The 15,761-nt window shown below is 53.0% G+C and carries 17 protein-coding genes; 12 read left to right on the plus strand and 5 right to left on the minus strand.

What is annotated here, in order from left to right:
* Window positions 1-45 precede the first annotated feature (45 nt).
* From H3L98_RS07745 to purF, 3 genes are read left to right on the plus strand one after another with little or no spacing between them, the layout of a single operon-like run.
* A complete protein-coding gene (locus tag H3L98_RS07745; RefSeq protein WP_084481836.1) occupies window positions 46-1,191 on the plus strand; it encodes an SPOR domain-containing protein in 1,146 nt (381 codons plus the stop codon).
* Window positions 1,191-1,766: a CvpA family protein gene (locus H3L98_RS07750; protein ID WP_051531986.1), complete on the plus strand. Its 576-nt coding sequence runs from the start codon at window positions 1,191-1,193 to the stop codon at window positions 1,764-1,766. Before H3L98_RS07745 ends, H3L98_RS07750 begins: the two co-directional genes overlap by 1 nt.
* Window positions 1,767-1,794: 28 nt before the next feature.
* Window positions 1,795-3,267 carry an amidophosphoribosyltransferase gene (gene purF / locus H3L98_RS07755; RefSeq protein WP_051531987.1) on the plus strand — a complete coding sequence of 491 codons (1,473 nt, stop codon included), beginning with the start codon at window positions 1,795-1,797 and terminating at the stop codon, window positions 3,265-3,267.
* Between the two features lie 102 nt (window positions 3,268-3,369).
* On the opposite strand, the gene H3L98_RS07760 is transcribed toward purF, so the two are convergent.
* Both H3L98_RS07760 and H3L98_RS07765 read right to left on the minus strand, forming a co-directional pair.
* Window positions 3,370-4,230: a hypothetical protein gene (locus H3L98_RS07760; protein ID WP_027021508.1), complete on the minus strand. Its 861-nt coding sequence runs from the start codon at window positions 4,228-4,230 to the stop codon at window positions 3,370-3,372.
* A 68-nt stretch (window positions 4,231-4,298) separates the two neighbouring features.
* On the minus strand, window positions 4,299-5,294 hold the full coding sequence (locus H3L98_RS07765) for a peptidoglycan DD-metalloendopeptidase family protein (protein ID WP_051531988.1): 996 nt from the start codon (window positions 5,292-5,294) through the stop codon (window positions 4,299-4,301).
* 473 nt (window positions 5,295-5,767) lie between these two features.
* Here H3L98_RS07765 and mltG point away from each other — a divergent pair, with 473 nt between their 5' ends.
* The 6 genes from mltG to H3L98_RS07795 all read left to right on the plus strand — a co-directional run bounded on the left by mltG (window position 5,768) and on the right by H3L98_RS07795 (window position 9,933).
* Window positions 5,768-6,760 carry an endolytic transglycosylase MltG gene (mltG, locus tag H3L98_RS07770; protein WP_027021511.1) on the plus strand — a complete coding sequence of 331 codons (993 nt, stop codon included), beginning with the start codon at window positions 5,768-5,770 and terminating at the stop codon, window positions 6,758-6,760.
* Window positions 6,761-6,782: 22 nt separating this feature from the next.
* Window positions 6,783-7,037, plus strand: coding sequence for a BolA family protein (locus H3L98_RS07775; protein ID WP_027021512.1), 255 nt, complete (start codon window positions 6,783-6,785; stop codon window positions 7,035-7,037).
* 15 nt (window positions 7,038-7,052) lie between these two features.
* Window positions 7,053-7,724: a TIGR02117 family protein gene (locus H3L98_RS07780; RefSeq protein WP_051531989.1), complete on the plus strand. Its 672-nt coding sequence runs from the start codon at window positions 7,053-7,055 to the stop codon at window positions 7,722-7,724.
* Window positions 7,725-7,854: 130 nt separating this feature from the next.
* Entirely contained in the window at window positions 7,855-8,535 is a 681-nt protein-coding gene (locus H3L98_RS07785) for a response regulator transcription factor (protein ID WP_027021514.1), read from the plus strand.
* 124 nt (window positions 8,536-8,659) lie between these two features.
* Window positions 8,660-9,088 (plus strand): hypothetical protein, encoded by a 429-nt coding sequence (locus H3L98_RS07790; protein ID WP_051531990.1) that lies wholly within the window; start codon window positions 8,660-8,662, stop codon window positions 9,086-9,088.
* Window positions 9,085-9,933, plus strand: coding sequence for a hypothetical protein (locus tag H3L98_RS07795; RefSeq protein ID WP_027021515.1), 849 nt, complete (start codon window positions 9,085-9,087; stop codon window positions 9,931-9,933). Before H3L98_RS07790 ends, H3L98_RS07795 begins: the two co-directional genes overlap by 4 nt.
* Window positions 9,934-10,089: 156 nt before the next feature.
* On the opposite strand, the gene miaA is transcribed toward H3L98_RS07795, so the two are convergent.
* The 3 genes from miaA to H3L98_RS10835 form a co-directional block, all read right to left on the minus strand.
* Window positions 10,090-11,040, minus strand: a complete 951-nt coding sequence (gene miaA, locus H3L98_RS07800; RefSeq protein WP_027021516.1) for a tRNA (adenosine(37)-N6)-dimethylallyltransferase MiaA — start codon at window positions 11,038-11,040, stop codon at window positions 10,090-10,092.
* 100 nt (window positions 11,041-11,140) lie between these two features.
* Window positions 11,141-12,514 (minus strand): UDP-N-acetylmuramate:L-alanyl-gamma-D-glutamyl-meso-diaminopimelate ligase, encoded by a 1,374-nt coding sequence (gene mpl, locus H3L98_RS07805; RefSeq protein ID WP_034333046.1) that lies wholly within the window; start codon window positions 12,512-12,514, stop codon window positions 11,141-11,143.
* Window positions 12,515-12,635: 121 nt separating this feature from the next.
* A complete protein-coding gene (locus H3L98_RS10835; RefSeq protein WP_027021517.1) occupies window positions 12,636-13,562 on the minus strand; it encodes a SprT-like domain-containing protein in 927 nt (308 codons plus the stop codon).
* A 186-nt stretch (window positions 13,563-13,748) separates the two neighbouring features.
* Between H3L98_RS10835 and H3L98_RS07815 the strand changes: the two genes are divergently transcribed.
* The 3 genes from H3L98_RS07815 (at window position 13,749) to yfaE (ending at window position 15,750) form a co-directional block, all read left to right on the plus strand.
* Window positions 13,749-14,138 carry a RidA family protein gene (locus tag H3L98_RS07815; RefSeq protein WP_027021518.1) on the plus strand — a complete coding sequence of 130 codons (390 nt, stop codon included), beginning with the start codon at window positions 13,749-13,751 and terminating at the stop codon, window positions 14,136-14,138.
* Between the two features lie 194 nt (window positions 14,139-14,332).
* Complete coding sequence (nrdB, locus tag H3L98_RS07820; protein ID WP_027021519.1) at window positions 14,333-15,466, plus strand: class Ia ribonucleoside-diphosphate reductase subunit beta; 1,134 nt, start codon at window positions 14,333-14,335, stop codon at window positions 15,464-15,466.
* Complete coding sequence (gene yfaE, locus H3L98_RS07825) at window positions 15,466-15,750, plus strand: class I ribonucleotide reductase maintenance protein YfaE (RefSeq protein ID WP_027021520.1); 285 nt, start codon at window positions 15,466-15,468, stop codon at window positions 15,748-15,750. The genes nrdB and yfaE overlap by 1 nt, the downstream gene beginning before the upstream one ends.
* Window positions 15,751-15,761 lie beyond the last annotated feature (11 nt).

The following is a 15,761-nucleotide window of genomic DNA, read 5'->3' on the forward strand; positions in this document are numbered from 1 at the left end:
ACACAGACTGACGGCGTTTTCCGCGCCCACCCAAAAGGAAAATTGATGAGACCGATGCACCGCACACCATCCGGCGACGACGAACAAGAATACGATGTAACCGCCGCCCACCCCAATGCCCCCATGCCCGACAACCATCAGAATAACGGGCAGGACGACGGCATTATTGATGCCGAAACCACGCCCGCCGCCGCCCCGCAGCCCGACCGCAGCAGTGATTACATTGTAGAAGAATACGAATCCTTCAAACGCAAAAACCGCCGCCGTTTGGTGGGTGCAGGCGCATTGGTGCTGATTGCCGGCGGGCTGTTTGCCGCCGCTTCGCAACAAAACAACGCCCCCGTTACCCCCGCACTTGCTCCCGAAGCGCAAACCGCCGAAAACCGCGTAACCGCCGAAATCCTCTATCCCGACAACAAAGCTTCTGCCGCCGCGCCCCTGCACAATATTGACGACAGCAAAAACGACCCCATCCGTTTAAGCAAAAAAATTCAAGCCGCCGCGCCCCTGTCGCCCGAAGAAAAAGCCGCTTTAGAAGCCCGTCAGCAACGCGCCAAAGCCCAACGTTTGGCACAGCAGCGTAAACAAGAAGCCGAACGCGCCGAACAAGCCGCCAAAGAGAATAAAGACCCCAAAGGCAAAGAAAACAGCGACAAAACCCTTGTTGCCGATGCCAAAAAAGACCCCAAACGCAACACCGCCGCCGAACGCAGCAAAGAGCGCGAAGAAGAACAACGCCGCAAAAAAGCCCAAGCCTTAAGCGACAAAGCCGCCGCCGAGCGCAATGCCAAAGAAAACGCCGCCGCCGCCAAAGCCCGTGAAGCCCAAACCGCTGCCGACAAACAACGCGCCGCCGAACGCGCCAAGCTGGAAAAACAAAACAAAACCGCTGCCAACGACAAAGCCAAAACCGAAGCCAAACGCAGCAGCGACAAAACCGCCGAAGCCCCCGCTTCAGGTAACCGCCGTGTCACCATTCAGGCAGGCGCGTTTGCCGACAAAAACCACGCCCTGCGCGTGCAGCAGCAGCTCAAAGGCATCAACTACAGCTCGCGCATTGAAGAAGTGCAAACCGCCAAAGGCACGGTTTACCGCGTGCGTACCGGCACGTTTGCCAATCAAAACGAAGCCAAAAATGCCCTTGAACGCATCAAAGACAAAGGCATGAACGGCGTAGTGGTCGGCAAATAATGTTTACCCTTTTTGACCTGCTTGCCGTCGGCACCATTACCGTATGTTTGCTGATTGCCACCTCGCGCGGACTGATTGACGAACTGTTCAATTTTTTCGGCTGGATTGTGTCGCTGATACTCGCCAGAATGCTGGCTTCATCAGTTGCCGATGCCGTGCTGCCCACCATGCAGCCGCGCCAAATGGCAGTGGTCTGTTCGTTTGTGATTGTGTTTGTCGGCGCACGGCTGTTGCAGCACTTTGTGCGTTTTGCCCTACATTCTGCCATCAGCAAAGCCAAACTCACCAATGTCAACCGCATGCTTGGCGGGCTGTTGGGCATACTCAAAGGCATTTTATTTGTCTGCTTGGCAGTTTTTGTCTGCTCATTCAGCAATTTGCCCTATTCAGACGACTGGCGCGACGCCCACACTTCCGAATTTTTTGAAAACCTCGTCAAAGGCGCAACCCCCATGCTGCCCGAAGTGTTTGCCGACCAAGTCCACTTTCCCGCCCGCGATGTCAACGGCAGCAGCGAACCGCCCCCGCGCAAACCCCGCAGGCGCCCCCCCGAAGTTGAAAAACTTCAACCCTGATTTACCCTTCCCACGGAGTCTTACCCTTATGTGTGGCGTATTCGGATTAGTAGCACACGAACCCGTAAACCAATTACTGTATGACGGTCTGCAAGTCTTACAGCACCGCGGTCAGGATGCCGCAGGCATCGTTACCCTTGAAAACAACCGTTTTCACATTCACAAAGACAAAGGCATGGTGCGCGAAGTGTTCCGCACCCGCAATATGCGTAACCTGCTCGGCAATGCCGGTATCGCCCATGTGCGCTACCCCACCTCTGGCGACGCCAAAAGTTCAGCCGAAGCCCAGCCCTTTTACGCAGGTTCGCCGTTTGGCATTGTGTTTGCCCACAACGGCAACCTGACCAACACCGCGCAACTGCACGACACCGTGTACCGCCAATACCTGCGCCACGTCAATACCCAATCCGATTCCGAAGTTTTTCTCAATGTTTTCGCCCACGAACTGCGCCAGCAAGTCAGCCACAGCGATACCCCTTTCCACCTGAAAATTGACGATATTTTCCATGCCGTTGCCCAAGTGCAAGCACAGGTACGCGGTGCGTATGCCGTTGTTGCCATGATTGCAGGTTATGGCTTGCTGGCTTTCCGCGACCCCAACGGCATCCGTCCCCTAGCATTAGGCAAAGCCGAACAAAACGGCAAAACCGCCTATGCCGTTGCTTCAGAAAACGTGGTATTCAGCACCCTGTCGTTTGAATTCTTGCGCGACATCGCCCCTGGTGAAGCCGTGTTCGTTACCCTTGACGGACAATTACACACCCGCCAATGCGCCCCCAACGCCCGTTTGATGCCCTGTTTGTTTGAATACGTTTATTTTGCCCGTCCCGATGCCGTGTTAGACGGCGTAGCCGTGCATCAGGCGCGCGCTGATATGGGCGTGGCACTGGCAGAAAAAGTCAAACAAAGCATGGACATCAGCGAAATTGACGTGGTGATGCCCATTCCCGACACCAGCCGTCCCATCGCCATGGAGCTGGCGCACCACTTGGGCAAGCCCTACCGCGAAGGACTGATTAAAAACCGCTACATCGGGCGCACCTTTATTATGCCGGGGCAGGCAACGCGCAAAAAATCCGTCCGCCAAAAGCTCAACCCCATTCCCAGCGAGTTTGAAGGTAAAAACGTACTGTTGGTTGATGATTCCATTGTGCGCGGCACCACCAGCCGCGAAATTGTGGAAATGGTACGCGCATCGGGCGCGAAAAAAATCTTTTTTGCTTCCGCCGCCCCCGAAGTGCGCTATCCCAATGTTTACGGTATTGATATGCCTACCCGCGAAGAGCTGATTGCCAACGGGCGCACTGCCGAAGAAATTGCCCGCGAAATCAGCGCAGATATCTGTATTTTCCAAAATCTGGACGATTTGGAACGCGTGGTTCGCCAACTCAATCCCGCGATTGAAGGCTTTGATAATTCCTGCTTTAGCGGCTGTTATTTAACAGGGGATATTGACGACCAATATTTGTTGGCGTTGGCGCAGAGCAAGAAATCTGCTTAAATTTCATTAAGATTGCTTTTTATTCGGGCGAAACGCAAGCCCGTACCAATCAGGGCAACACATAGAACGATGCTTTATGTGTTGCCCTGTGTATTGAAACGTTTACACCACCACCACATCTGCGCCCGCTGCCCATGCCAGCGCCTGTAAAGTGTCCGTGTCCATATAACGGTGCGCCAATCGGGAAACGTCTGCCACAATCGGTAAATGGCTGAGTTTCTTGGCTTTGGCAATCGCATCTGCATCCAAACGCAGCGGTTCGCCATGCAAACTTAATGTGCCAGCTTCGCCCAATAATACATGACGGTTGCCGCACATTACCACCTGTTCGGCTGCCAACAGCCAATCGCGTACGGTGTGATGCTTGTTTTTGTACACCACCACAGGGGTGTTTAAGCTGCCCAATTCTTGTAACAGGCTGCGGTTGTCCATCATTTCGCCCCCCAAACACAAAACATCTGCCTGCGCGGATAAAGCGGTTTCAATATGTCTGCCATCGCGGATGCGTACCCACACGGCTTTTTCTGCCTGATGGCAGGCTTCAATGTGGCGCTTGCAGTCGGGCAAGGAAAAAACGGCTTCAGAATCGGCAGCATAGGGGTTGGCAGAAACAAAAAACGGGTCAAGGTACACGGCAGATGCGCTGCTGCTTGCATCGCCGCCGCTGTGTACCTGCTGTTTGTTTCCACCGCCAAAACGAATGCCGCGCACGGTTAAAACGGTATCGTGCGCCTGTGCTTCTCGGCTGACCAAACGCCAATCGTGTACCACACGAATGGCTTTTTGTACTTTGGGCAGGGCTTCCATTTGCGCGGTATCAAAAACGCGCTCGTCGCCCAACGCGCCGATAATGGTGCATTCGTCGCCGCGCGAAATGTGTTCGCGCAAACCTTTGCTGCGGATTGCCGATACCACTTGGCTGATGTCTTGTTCGTCCGCATCGGCGCACATCACGATAATCATGGTTTTTCTTCCAAAAAAATCAGGATATGCCGCTGCGGGATATCCTGAAATCGGGTTAGCTGTGCCGTTTAGAATTTCACAAAACGGGCGGGATTAACGGGATTGCCGTTTTCGCGCACTTCAAAATGCAGTTTGACACCGCTGCTGGAATCGCTGCTGCCCATGCGGGCGATTTGCTGACCACGGCGGACATATTGACCTTCGCGCACCAGCAGTGCATCGTTGTGTCCGTAAGCGGTTAAGTAAACGGCATTGTGTTGGATAATCACCAAGTTGCCGTAACCGCGTAAGTTAGTACCACTGTACACGACTTGTCCGTCTGCGGCGGCCAAGACGGGCTGACCGCGCGTGCCTGCTACGTCAATGCCTTTGTTTTCGCCGCCAAACGAGCGGATGATGCTGCCGCTGCTGACGGGCGAGGTCCACACGATTTGTGAAGAGGGAATATCGGGCACGGATGATTTTTTGGGTACGGGCGGGGGAGTGAAAACGGGGTTGATGGCAGGTGCAGACTTAACAGCAGGAGCAGGTTTGCTGCCGGGGGCTTTGACACGCAACACTTGCCCGATACTGATGGTGTTGTCGTGCATATTGTTCCACGCGCGCAGGCTGTCTTGGCTGATGTTGTAGCGTTTGGCAATATTGTACACGGTGTCGCCCGCGCTGACGCGGTGAGTGCTGGCATTGGGGTCAACAGGGGCATAGTTGCCGATGTAATGACCGTTTACGTTGCCCACGGTCTGCCCAACGCTGTTTACGCCTTTCAAACCGGGAATCTGCGGCAGGGGGGCAACAGCAGGATTGTAAATATTAGACGGAACCGCCGCGCTGCCAGAAGGCACATAGGGGGCAGCACCGTAAGGATTAGAACCTGCAACAGGGGGGGGAACGGGAGTAGTAGCGGAGTAATCAACGGTAGTATAGGGATTATACGCCACGCCGCCGACCGCGCCGTCAAAACCGCCGGCTACTACGGGCGCGGGTGCCTGATGCTGGGCGGCGCACGCGCTCAAGACCAGAGCGGCAGTAACCGTCATCGCGCAGGAAAATTGGGAATGAAACATAATCGAATCTGCCTTCATCTCGAGTTAAAAAATAATCAGCCGCCATCATAATCAAACTTCAGGCTTTTCTCAAGTTTGCTATGCCCTTGTCCGCCCTATATCGGGAATGCGCCGCGCCATTTGTTCCGAACGGGCATATCCTTTATACTGCGGGTTTTATTCGGCTGCGCCGCACACGCGGCAGCAAAGTCCGCCCGTTGGCGATTATACTGTTGCCTGCCTGAGCGCTGCCAATAAAATCCGCCTGCCCCCACCAAAACGATGCAAACGCGCCACACTTGTGTCCGCGTTTAAATTTTAATATAACCAACTGATTTTTAAAAACTTAATTACAGTTTCTAAAAAATATGCCGTAAAAACACTTTTCTGCACCCGCCGTGCAGGATATTCAAACACGGAGCTGTTCCGCAGCACCGCATAGCCCAAACCTTATCTTGTCGCCGCCAATGGCGACATGTTAACCCAAAGGAATATTGATGAAAAAAATCATCTTATTAGGTACATTACTCGGCATTGTTGCCGCCGCACTGTTTGCCACCGCCCTCTTCGTCCCCAAAAGCAATAACGGCGTTTTCGTGCTTAAAATTGAAAAAGGGCAAGGCATATCTGCCGTATCGTCCCGCTTGGCAGACAACCATATTATTCACAACCGCTTGGCATTTGCCTTTGCTGCCCGTTTTCAAGGTTTGAGCCAACGCCTGCACGCGGGCAATTACAAAATTCCAAACAATGTTTCCACATGGCAGCTGGCACAACTGCTGCAACAACGCCCACAAACCACCAAAGTCAAAATTATTGAAGGCATGCGCTTTGCCCAAATGCGTAAAATCATGGATGCCAATCCCGATTTGCAGCACGACACCCTAGGTTGGAGCGATGAAAAACTGCTCAAAGCCATCGACCCCAACATCGCCTACAAGCACCCCGAAGGATTATTTTTCCCCGACAGCTATGAAGCCGACCAAGGCAGTAGTGATTTACAAATTTACCGCAGCGCTTATCGCACCATGCAAAACCGTTTACAACAGGCATGGCAGGGGCGCGAAAAAGACCTGCCCTATAAAAATCCTTACGAACTGCTGATTATGGCAAGCATTGTGGAAAAAGAAACGGGACACCCCGACGACCGCAACCACGTTGCCGCCGTGTTCCGCAACCGCTTGAACATTGGTATGCGCCTGCAAACCGACCCCACCGTGATTTACGGCATGGGCGACGATTACAAAGGCAATATCCGCCGCGCCGATTTGCAGCGCGACACCCCCTACAACACCTATACCCGCAGCGGACTCACGCCTACCCCCATCGCCCTCCCTGGTAAAGACGCCTTGCACGCCGCCGCTCACCCCAGCGATGCCAAATACCTGTATTTTGTTGCCAAAATGGACAACAGTGGCAAGAGTTATTTCAGTCATTCGCTTGAAGAACACAATGCCGCCGTACGAAAATACATCTTGAAAAAATAAACCCCGATATTAAGGAACACCCATGCTGCACCCCGAACAAGTCAAAGCCATGATTGAACAACTGATTGCCTGCGAACACATTGAAGTGGAAGGCGACGGACACCATTTTTTTGCCGTGATTGTTTCGTCTGCTTTTGAAGGCAAAAACCGCTTGGCGCGTCACCGCCTGATTAAAGACGGTTTGGCGGCGCAATTGGCAAGCAACGAACTGCATGCCCTGTCCATCAGCACCGCTGCCACCCCCGCCGAATGGCAGGCGCGTCAAAGCCAAGCTTAAGCCCTGATTATTGCCATGCGCGCGCTGAAAATCACTCTGCTTGCCCTGTGCTGGTGTGTCGGCTTGTATTTTGCCGCCGCCCTGCTGCTGGGCAACTTGCCCGTTCACGCCAGCCGTTCGCCCGATATGGGCGATATTGAAATCTTTTTGGTGGACAACGGCGTACACAGCGATATTGTGTTGCCCGTGCGCCAAAACGGACACGACTGGCACACCGTGTTTCCGCCGCAGCGTTTGGCAGACCCGTTGCACGCCGAATTAGCCGAATACATTGGCATTGGTTGGGGCAGCCGCCGTTTTTTCCTGCACACCCGCACTTGGGGCGATTTGGACGCGCTGACTGCCTTGGAAGCCTTGAGCGGCACGGGGCAGAGCGTGATGCACGTTTCCTATTATCCGTCTGCACTGATTACCGACAAGCGGCGCACCGTTTCCATACACGTCAGTGCCGCCGAATACGCCCGTATTGTTGAGCAAATCCGTGCGTCGCTGCCGCTTTCGCCCAACGGCGAAGCCGTGTTTGCCGCCGCAGGTTATGGCGATAAAGACCTGTTTTACGAAGCAAACGGGCGTTATCATCTATTCAACACCTGCAATAGCTGGACCAATAATGTGTTGAAAAAAAGCGGCTTAACCGCCGTGATTTGGACACCGTTTTCGGGCGATGTGCTGGACGGCTACCGCTAAAACCCAATTGTTAAGACAATCCGCCTTTTGCAAAAACACGCAAAAGCCCCGCCCGCCACGCTAGGAATAAACGCCTATAACTGTTAAGATACCGCGTTTTGAACCCTCATCCGTCACATAAGGAACAATCATGAGCCGCGTATTATTGGTCGATGACGACGATACCCTAACCGAACTGCTCGCCGAATACCTGACCGCCGAAGGTTTGGAAGTGAACCGCATGCCCGACGGCGAAAGCGGCGTGAAGGAAATTCTCGGCGGCAACGGCTACGATGTGGTGATTTTGGATTCGATGATGCCGAAAATGAGCGGCTTGGACGTTCTCAAAACCGTCCGCGCCCAAAGCAAAATCCCCATTATCATGCTGACTGCCAAAGGCGACGACATTGACCGCATTATCGGCTTGGAAATGGGCGCGGACGACTATGTTCCCAAGCCCTGCACCCCCCGCGAACTACTGGCGCGTATCAACGCCATTTTGCGCCGCGCCCAACAAGGCAGCGACAACGGCAGCACCGCCAACAGCCTGTCGGTCAGCAACGTAACCCTGTATCCCGCCAAACGCCAAGCCGCCATCGGCGACACCCCTTTGGAATTAACCAGCACCGAATTTAACCTGCTGGAAGCCCTGATGCGCCACGCGGGACAAGTTGTCAGCAAAGAAACCCTGTCGCTGGAAGCCCTTGACCGCAAACTTGCCAAATTTGACCGCAGCATTGACGTGCATATTTCCAGCATCCGTCACAAACTGGGCGACCCTTCATTGATTCAAACCGTGCGCGGCTTGGGTTATCTGTTTGTTAAAAACTAGAAATTATTCATACACATATACAGGCTTGAAGTCCCGATTCAAGCCTTTTTGTTTGGCTGGCAATCTGTACAATTGCCAATGTAATGTGTAAGATGCGCCCATTCTGTTTCCACCCGATTTCCGCATGACCGAAACCACCCCAAACGAAACACCGCAACCCTCACGCCGATACCGCACCATCATGATTTGGCTGCGGGTCATCGCACTGCTGTTTGCGGGCTTGTTCTTTTTGAGCCAATGCGGCATGAGCAAACCCCGCGCCAAAGCCGCCATTATCGACAGCTGCATCAAAAACGTACCGTTTGCCCCGCATTGGCAGCAGCAATTGCAGTCGCGCAAACTGCAAGACAGCGAGGGCAAATTGGTGGGCGAATACTGCCGCTGCATGTGGGACGAGCCTTTGCAAAAATTAAGTGCGGAACAAATCCGTTCGTTTGCCAAATTGGACGCGCCGCAGCAATTGGCGTTATTGGGTGGCGAAGCCGCGTTTACCGCACGCGACAAACAGTGTCTGAACACGCTGGCTACTCAAGCTAAAGGGGCATCACAATGAAATTGAAAGAAAAACTTGCACCACTCGCCGCCAAAGGCAAAGCAATTGCCGTAAAAGTGAAACCGCTTGCCCTGCGCCTACACCAAACCTTACGCCCGTATTATTCTCACATTGGCGCGTTTTTCGGCGGCGTGGTGCTGACTTCATTGTTTTTTATGTGGAAAAATCCGCCGATAAAAGATGCAGATGCGCCGTCTGCGGCATCGGCGGCACAGGTGGCAGACGATGCAGTGGATTGGTCGGCGCTGGCAGACGAAATGTGCCGCCCCGATTCCGCCATCAACCGCTTGGCAATGAAATTTGATTTTCCTTTTGAATCATGTGTCAACGACAGCGGCGAAATCGATAAAGCCTGTGTGGAAAAAGATTCGCTGCGTTTCAAGCCTACCCTGCCCGCGCCGTTTGACGACACTTTGGGCGCGGTAAAAGTGCAGTTGGACACGGGCGAAGGCTGGTCGGATATGCACTATCTGATGCCGCTGCACAAAGCCGCTTACCACGGCATGCCCGTGTCCATGTTGGCGGTGCGTGTAGAAACCGAAAGCCGCAACGAGCTTTTGGGTTGGCAAACGCCGTATTTGGTGATTCAAGACGATTTCAGCAAAATCAAACAAGCGTTGCGCCGCTACAGCCCCGCCGAACAAACGGTGTATTATGCTGATATTCCGCCTGAAAAAGATGTGTGGTCAGGACCGTTCGCTACTGAAGAACAGGCGCGTGCAGTCAGCAAAAAAGCAGGTGGCAAGCCCGATAAAATCATCAGCCAAATCATGCGCCCCGAAGCGGCGTTTAACGATAAATTAAATGCGGTAACATTGGGTTGTGTTTCGCACGCCGCCAAATAAATATAGTTGATTAAAATCGCAACGATACGGCGTTGCCAACACCCTGATGTACTACTCGTACACGGCAGGCGTTATCGCCTTGTCTCGTTTTTATTTTTATCAACTATATATTTTTAAAAATCGCCGCTGTTACCAAACACAGCGGCGGTTGTTTTTTTATAATTGCTTTTCAAATGTTTGCAAGGCAGACAACGCCACATCTGCCAACTGCGCGGATGACAGCGCAAACGGGTCTGCCACAGTATCGGCAGGCAAACGGCGCAGCCATGTCAGCTGGCGTTTGGCAAGCTGGCGTGTGGCGGCGATGCCCTGTTCCACAAACTGCGGATAAGTGCTTGCGCCGTTTAAGAAATCCCATACCTGCCGATAGCCCGTGCAGCGCAGCGCGGGCAATCCGCCGTGCAATTCAGGATAACGCGCTTTCAGATTTTCCACTTCATTGACAAAGCCTTGCGCCAACATTTGTTCAAAACGCAGAGCAATGCGGCAGTGCAACTCGGCGCGGTCGTTTGGCATCAACACCAGCGTATGCAGCTGCACGGCAGGCGTGTGTTGCTGCTCGGCAAGATGCTGGCTTAATGGCTTGCCCGTCAGTCGCCACACTTCTAAAGCACGTTCAATGCGTTGGCTGTCGGCAGGCTTTAGGCGGGCAGCGGTTTCGGGGTCAATTTCTTGCAATTGATGGTATAAAAAAGGCAGTCCGTGTTGTTGTTTTAAGGTTTGCAACTCGGCGCGGACAGCGGCATCAGCGGCAGGCAAGGCATTCAGCCCTTGCGTTAATGCCTGAAAATACATCATTGTACCGCCAACAATCAGCGGAATACGCCCGCGGGCGCGGATTTCCGCCACCAAACGGGTGCAGTCGTCCACAAATTCTGCTGCGCTATAGCTTTGTAAAGGGCTAATAATATCAATCAGATGATGTGGAACAGCAGCACGTTCGGCGGGCGTGGGCTTGGCGGTACCGATGTCCATGTCGCGGTACACCAGCGCACTGTCCAAACTGATGATTTCGCAGGGGAAGTGCTTGGCAATATGCAGGGCAAGCGCGGTTTTGCCTGTGGCGGTTGCGCCCAATATCGCAAAAGCGCGGGGAAAGCTATTCATGATTTAACTGCTATAGTTGATGAAAATAAAAACGAGACAAGGCGGAAACGCCCGCCGTGTACGGGCAGTACATCAGGGCGTTCGCGGTATCGTTGCGATTTTAATCAACTATAAAACGTTGCGCCAATGCGTCCAACAATTTGCCGTGAATGCCGCCAAAACCGCCATTACTCATCACCAAAATATGGTCGCCTGCCTGTGCGTGCGCGGCGATTTGGGCGACAAAACGGTCAAAATCGCTGTCGCAACTGAGTTTGTCGCCCAAAGGGGCAAGCGCGTCTGCCACATCCCAATCCACACCGCCGCCGTAGCAGAACACATGGTCAGCATCGCGCAGGCTTTCGGGCAAAGCAGCTTTCATCGTGCCTAATTTCATGGTGTTGGAACGCGGTTCCAGCACGGCAAGCAAACGCGCCGCGCCGATTTTGTGGCGCAAACCCGCCACGGTGGTGGCAATGGCGGTGGGATGATGGGCGAAATCATCATACACGGTAATATCCGCCACGCGCCCTTTGATTTCCATGCGCCGTTTCACGTTTTCAAAACGGCTGAGCGCGGCACAGGCAGCCGCAGCGTCCACACCAATATGCGCGGCAGCGGCAATGGCGGCAAGCGCGTTTAAGCGGTTGTGTTCGCCGCTTAAATCCCATGTGATGCGCCCTTGTTTCTGCCCTTGGTAATACACGTCAAACGCACCGTCGGCATCCGCTGTGCCGCCGTGCCAACCCGTGCTGTCACCAAACGGCACAACGGGCGACCAGCAACCGCGTTGCAGGGTGTCGGCAAGCGCGGTTTCGCGCGCGTTGGCAACAATCAGCCCCTGCGCGGGTACGGTACGCACCAAGTGGTGAAACTGGGTTTGAATGGCGTTTAAATCGGGGAAAATATCGGCGTGGTCGTATTCCAGATTGTTCAGCACCGCCACACGCGGACGGTAATGGACAAATTTGGAACGTTTGTCAAAAAACGCGGTGTCGTATTCGTCTGCTTCCATTACAAAATAAGGCGAATGGTTTGCGGACAAACGGGCAGAAATACCAAAATTTTGCGGAATGCCGCCAATCAGAAAACCCGCTGCGTGTCCGCTGCACTCCAGCACCCACGCCAACATGGATGCCGTGGTGGTTTTACCGTGCGTACCTGCTACAGCAAACACTTGTTTGCCTTGTAAAATATTTTCTGCCAACCATTGCGGTCCGGAAGTGTAAGGCAGGTTTTGATTTAATATCGCTTCCACCACCGCCATGCCGCGTTTGGCAACATTACCAATCACATACACATCGGCAGGAAATAAAGAAAGCTGTTCGGCATCGTAGCCTTCATGAACGTCAATGCCCAATTGTGCCAACTGGGTGCTCATCGGCGGATAGAGTTTGCCGTCGCAGCCGCTCACGCGGAAGCCCGCTGCCTGTGCCAATGCCGCCAGCCCGCCCATAAACGTACCGCCAATGCCGATAATGTGAATGTGTTTCATAAATAAAAATTCAGAATAAAAAACAGGTCATCAAACCGCCAAATTATAACAAAACCCGTCCGCGCCGTTGCGCCTGTGTCTGCCATGCTGGGTAGTTGTGGCGAAATGCCGACAAATTGCCTTACGAACACACTTCAAAATGCACCGAACAATCGCCGCAAATAATATTGAGTTTGGGTTTGCCCCACACTGCATTCAGGCAAGACGGGCATTGGTATTTCAAACGGTTGCTGCGGTTTTCGCTGGCTGCGCCGTCTTGTGCGTACAGCAAACGGCGCACCGCAGCGGGGTCCAACACTTCAGGTAAATCCACAGGCGCAGGCGGGGCAGCAGGCGGCGGCGCGGGCGTGTGATAGGGCGAAGGCTGTCCCGTCAGCAATGCCAAAGGCTGTTCGCGCACCAGATGATAAGGCTGTTGTGGCAATTGATACATCGGGCGCATCCCCTTTTCCACTGCCAAGGCAGGCGGACGTTTTAAATCGCCGTCAATATTCAAATATTGCGTGTGCGTCATCGCCTGACCAAACGATGCCGAATAGGGCGGATACACGTCATACCAATGTATCGAAAACTCGGTACGCAGCAGATTCCGCGCTGCCTGCATAAACAGCCCGTCTTCAATAATATAGTCGCCCATGTGCTCGCCCGTGCGCTTGCCACCTGGTTTGTGGGTGTCGGAAGGCATCAGCCCGATGGCTTCCATTTTGTCTGCCCATTCTTTATTGTGATAACCGCGCCGCCCCGGTTTGCCAAAATGCTGCTGCCACAAATGGCACATTTCATGCACCAGTGTAGAAAGCGTATCCAACACAGGCAACACGCCGAAAAATTCAGGATTGAGCGCGATTTCATCGGTATAACGCCCGTTGTCGTCAATAAAGCGGCGGAACGAAAAATAACCCTGCGTTTTCGCCTTGCGTTGCAGCGAAATCAAACACGGCGGCAGTTGTCCGTGAAACAGGCTGCGGTTAAAAAAATCATAAGCAAACTGCAAAGCCTGATGCGTTTGCGTGGTGGGCGCGGGTGGCGGTGGGGCAGAAACAGTCATGGCGGCACACTCAAAACAGAAAAATACAAATTATCGGCGCTTTTATCCCGTCAAACAATATCCCTATCCGTATTGCCCCGATAAAGCCAATTTCTTAAACACACCATGCCTTACCGTTCACAACCTTTCCCCCGCTCCGCTGCAACCGCTATAATACCCTTTTCTCCACCTTGCGAAAGGCACATCATGTCCAAAACCATTATCCACACCGACCAAGCCCCCGCCGCCATCGGCGCATACAGCCAAGCCGTCCGCAGCGGCAACACCGTGTATTTAAGCGGACAAATCCCGCTTGACCCCACCACCATGCAACTCGTTTCCGACAACGATTTTGCCGCACAAACCCACCAAGTTTTCAAAAACCTGCGTGCCATGTGTCAAGCCGCAGGCGGCAGTTTGGACGACATTGTCAAAATCAACGCCTATCTTACCGACCTGTCCCACTTCGCCACCTTTAACGAAGTCATGGCACAATATTTCGCCCAGCCCTACCCTGCCCGCGCTGCCGTTGGCGTTGCCTCGCTGCCCAAAGGCGCACTGGTAGAAGCCGAAGCCGTGCTGGTGTTGCCCGAATAATGCCAATATTGTCATCCTTAATCCCCAGCATAAAGCCCATATCGTGAGTGCTTGAAACACAAAAAAATCCCTTTGCGACCGCCGCTGCGGTCGTTTTTTTGCGTTCTACACTTCCCCCGCAATTGGCGTAAAATAGCCCCCGATTTTTTTACCCGCTTTAAATTGGAAACACCATGTCTTGCGAACACCTCACCATGCACTACAGCACCTTCAGCAAAGAAGCCAACAACGCCCTGAACGAACCCATGTTTTTCGGACAATCCGTTAATGTGGCGCGTTACGACCAACAAAAATACGAAATTTTTGAAAAACTAATTGAAAAACAACTGTCTTTCTTTTGGCGTCCCGAAGAGATTGACGTTTCCCGCGACCGTATTGACTACGCCAATCTGCCCGACCACGAAAAACACATTTTTATCAGCAATTTAAAATACCAAACCTTATTAGATTCCATTCAAGGGCGCAGTCCCAATGTTGCTTTACTGCCCTTGGTGTCCATTCCCGAGCTGGAAACATGGATTGAAACATGGTCTTTTTCCGAAACCATTCACTCACGCAGCTACACCCACATTATCCGCAATATTGTTAACGACCCGTCCATTGTGTTTGACGATATTGTGCAAAACGAATACATCATCGCCCGCGCCGAAGACATTGCCTGCTATTACGATGATTTGATTGAATACACCCAATATTACAATCTGTTGGGCGAAGGCAAACACACGGTAAACGGCAAAAGCATTACCGTTTCGCTGCGCGAATTAAAGAAAAAACTGTATGTGTGCCTGATGTGCGTGAATGTGTTGGAAGCCATTCGTTTTTATGTGTCGTTTGCCTGCTCGTTTGCCTTTGCCGAACGCGAGTTGATGGAAGGCAATGCCAAGATTATCAAGCTGATTGCGCGTGATGAAGCCTTGCACCTGACTTCTACCCAACATATGTTGAACCTGATGCGTAACGGCGCAGACGACCCCGAAATGGCAGAAATCGCCGCCGAATTGCAAAACGAAAGTTTTGAATTGTTTAAAAAAGCGGCGCAGCAGGAAAAAGAATGGGCAGAATACCTGTTTAAAGATGGCTCAATGATTGGTCTGAACAAAGATATTCTCAGTCAATATATTGAGTATATTACCAATTTACGAATGGGCGCAGTGGGCTTGCCGCAGGCGTTTCCGGGGGCAAACCAAAATCCGATTCCGTGGATTAATGCGTGGCTGTCGTCCGACAATGTGCAGGTTGCGCCGCAGGAAGTGGAAATTTCGTCTTATTTAATCGGTCAAATTGATGCGAAAGTAAACGCGGAAGATTTGGGCGACTTTGAGCTATGATGGCGCGGGTACGCACCGCCGATACGGAATTTGTGTTGCGCGAGGGCGAAACGCTGTTAGAAGGCTTGGAACGCACGGGACACGCGGTAGAATACCAATGCCGCAGCGGTTATTGCGGGTCGTGTCGGCTGCGGCTGGTGTCGGGCGAAGTGGTGTACTCGGAAATGCCGATGGCGTTTGTGGCGGCGGGCGAGGTATTGCCCTGCTGCTGCCACGCCGCCACAAGCGAAGTGGAAGTGGTGTGTGGTCTTATCCAAGCACACACCCAGCCATTCCCAGAATAAGGATTCGCGCA

This window comes from Conchiformibius steedae (genome assembly GCF_014054725.1).
GTDB classification, from domain to species: Bacteria; Pseudomonadota; Gammaproteobacteria; order Burkholderiales; family Neisseriaceae; genus Conchiformibius; species Conchiformibius steedae.

Coding starts and splice junctions, on each gene's coding strand:
- H3L98_RS07790 (WP_051531990.1), top strand. CDS start 8,660: ATGACCGAAACCACCCCAAACGAAACACCGCAACCCTCACGCCGATAC.
- H3L98_RS07795 (WP_027021515.1), top strand. CDS start 9,085: ATGAAATTGAAAGAAAAACTTGCACCACTCGCCGCCAAAGGCAAAGCA.
- purF (WP_051531987.1), top strand. CDS start 1,795: ATGTGTGGCGTATTCGGATTAGTAGCACACGAACCCGTAAACCAATTA.
- H3L98_RS07785 (WP_027021514.1), top strand. CDS start 7,855: ATGAGCCGCGTATTATTGGTCGATGACGACGATACCCTAACCGAACTG.
- miaA (WP_027021516.1), bottom strand. CDS start 11,040: ATGAATAGCTTTCCCCGCGCTTTTGCGATATTGGGCGCAACCGCCACA.
- H3L98_RS07750 (WP_051531986.1), top strand. CDS start 1,191: ATGTTTACCCTTTTTGACCTGCTTGCCGTCGGCACCATTACCGTATGT.
- H3L98_RS07780 (WP_051531989.1), top strand. CDS start 7,053: ATGCGCGCGCTGAAAATCACTCTGCTTGCCCTGTGCTGGTGTGTCGGC.
- yfaE (WP_027021520.1), top strand. CDS start 15,466: ATGGCGCGGGTACGCACCGCCGATACGGAATTTGTGTTGCGCGAGGGC.
- mpl (WP_034333046.1), bottom strand. CDS start 12,514: ATGAAACACATTCACATTATCGGCATTGGCGGTACGTTTATGGGCGGG.
- H3L98_RS07815 (WP_027021518.1), top strand. CDS start 13,749: ATGTCCAAAACCATTATCCACACCGACCAAGCCCCCGCCGCCATCGGC.
- H3L98_RS07775 (WP_027021512.1), top strand. CDS start 6,783: ATGCTGCACCCCGAACAAGTCAAAGCCATGATTGAACAACTGATTGCC.
- nrdB (WP_027021519.1), top strand. CDS start 14,333: ATGCACTACAGCACCTTCAGCAAAGAAGCCAACAACGCCCTGAACGAA.
- H3L98_RS07765 (WP_051531988.1), bottom strand. CDS start 5,294: ATGTTTCATTCCCAATTTTCCTGCGCGATGACGGTTACTGCCGCTCTG.
- H3L98_RS10835 (WP_027021517.1), bottom strand. CDS start 13,562: ATGACTGTTTCTGCCCCACCGCCACCCGCGCCCACCACGCAAACGCAT.
- H3L98_RS07760 (WP_027021508.1), bottom strand. CDS start 4,230: ATGATTATCGTGATGTGCGCCGATGCGGACGAACAAGACATCAGCCAA.
- H3L98_RS07745 (WP_084481836.1), top strand. CDS start 46: ATGAGACCGATGCACCGCACACCATCCGGCGACGACGAACAAGAATAC.